Origin of the sequence: Shigella sp. FC1967 (assembly GCF_001743005.1) — a bacterium.
In the GTDB taxonomy this organism is placed as follows: Bacteria; Pseudomonadota; Gammaproteobacteria; order Enterobacterales; family Enterobacteriaceae; genus Proteus.
The window spans coordinates 1-2,025 of the sequence record NZ_MIIZ01000903.1 but is presented as its reverse complement, the minus strand read 5'-3'; the positions used below and the strand labels follow the sequence as shown (position 1 = coordinate 2,025).

Genomic DNA, 2,025 nt, shown 5'->3' with positions numbered 1-2,025 from the left:
AATTGCAAAATTGATAAGTCTGTTATCGCAGGCATGATTATACGCGCTGGTGACCTCGTCATCGATGGCAGTATTCGTGGCCGTTTAGAGCGATTAACAGACGTCTTGCAGTCTTAAGGGGACTGGAGCATATGCAACTGAATTCCACTGAAATCAGCGAACTGATCAAGCAGCGCATTGCTCAGTTCAATGTAGTGAGTGAAGCTCACAATGAAGGTACGATTGTATCCGTTAGTGACGGTATCATTCGTATCCACGGTTTAGCCGAAGTTATGCAGGGTGAGATGATCGCACTGCCGGGTAACCGTTTCGCTATCGCACTGAACTTAGAGCGCGACTCTGTTGGTGCGGTTGTGATGGGTCCTTATGCTGACTTAGCAGAAGGCATGAAAGTTAAATGTACAGGTCGTATTCTGGAAGTACCTGTTGGGCGTGGTCTGCTTGGCCGTGTGGTAAACACACTGGGTGAGCCGATTGATGGTAAAGGTGCAGTAGAGCATGATGGATTCTCACCTGTTGAGATGATTGCTCCTGGTGTTATCGACCGTCAATCCGTTGATCAGCCTGTACAAACAGGTTACAAATCCGTCGATGCCATGATCCCAATTGGTCGTGGTCAGCGTGAATTGATCATCGGTGACCGTCAAACAGGTAAAACTGCTCTGGCTGTCGATGCGATCATCAACCAACGCGACTCTGGCATTAAATGTATCTATGTCGCTATCGGTCAGAAAGCGTCTACTATTTCGAACGTTGTTCGTAAATTAGAAGAACATGGCGCATTAGAAAACACCATTGTTGTTGTTGCTTCTGCATCAGAATCAGCAGCGCTGCAATACTTAGCACCTTATTCTGGTTGCGCAATGGGTGAATATTTCCGTGACCGTGGTGAAGATGCCCTGATTATTTATGATGACCTGTCTAAACAGGCTGTCGCATATCGTCAAATTTCACTATTACTTCGTCGTCCACCTGGACGTGAAGCATACCCTGGTGACGTTTTCTACCTGCACTCCCGTTTACTGGAGCGTGCTGCTCGTGTTAATGCTGAGTATGTAGAAGCTTTCACTAATGGTGAAGTTAAAGGTAAAACCGGCTCTCTGACTGCGTTACCGATTATCGAAACGCAAGCAGGGGACGTTTCTGCATTCGTTCCTACGAACGTAATCTCTATTACCGATGGTCAGATCTTCTTAGAATCTAACCTGTTTAACGCAGGTATTCGTCCAGCTGTTAACCCGGGGATCTCTGTATCTCGTGTTGGTGGTGCAGCTCAGACTAAGATCATGAAGAAACTTTCTGGTGGTATCCGTACTGCACTTGCGCAGTATCGTGAGCTGGCAGCATTCTCTCAGTTCGCTTCAGATCTGGATGATGCTACCCGTAAACAATTGAACCATGGTCAGAAAGTGACTGAATTGCTGAAACAGAAACAGTACGAACCAATGTCTGTCGCACAACAGTCTTTATCACTGTTTGCAGCAGAACGTGGTTATCTGGAAGATGTTGAAATTTCAAAAGTTGTGCCATTTGAAGCGGCTTTATTAGCTTATGCCTCTCGTGAACATGCTGATTTATTGAAAGAAATCAACCAGACTGGTACTTATAACGAAGAAATCGAAGCGAAGCTGAAAGGCGTGCTAGAAAACTTCAAAGCGACTCAGTCCTGGTAATAACTATTCGGCCTAATAATTAAACATTAGGCCGTCTGGTTCATGAGGAGAAGCAGAAATGGCCGGCGCAAAAGAGATACGTTCGAAGATCGCCAGTGTGCAAAACACACAGAAGATCACTAAAGCGATGGAGATGGTCGCCGCGTCGAAAATGCGTAAAACGCAGGAACGCATGGCAGCCAGCCGTCCTTATGCAGAAACCATGCGCAGTGTGATTGGTCACCTTGCGTTAGGGAATCTGGAATATAAACATCCATACCTCGAAGAGCGTGAAGTTAAACGTGTCGGGTACCTGGTTGTTTCGACCGACCGTGGTTTGTGTGGTGGTTTGAACATTAATTTGTTCAAAAAA

3 protein-coding genes are annotated in these 2,025 nt (G+C 46.0%); all 3 read left to right on the top strand.

The window, feature by feature from the left end:
* Positions 1 to 117: F0F1 ATP synthase subunit delta (locus tag BHE89_RS15605; protein ID WP_171742517.1), on the top strand; the 117-nt coding region annotated here is incomplete at its 5' end.
* 14 nt (positions 118 to 131) lie between these two features.
* Positions 132 to 1,673, top strand: coding sequence for a F0F1 ATP synthase subunit alpha (atpA, locus tag BHE89_RS15600; RefSeq protein WP_006534343.1), 1,542 nt, complete (start codon positions 132 to 134; stop codon positions 1,671 to 1,673).
* A gap of 58 nt (positions 1,674 to 1,731) precedes the next feature.
* On the top strand, positions 1,732 to 2,025 hold a 294-nt coding region (locus tag BHE89_RS15595; RefSeq protein ID WP_171742516.1), incomplete at its 3' end, for a F0F1 ATP synthase subunit gamma.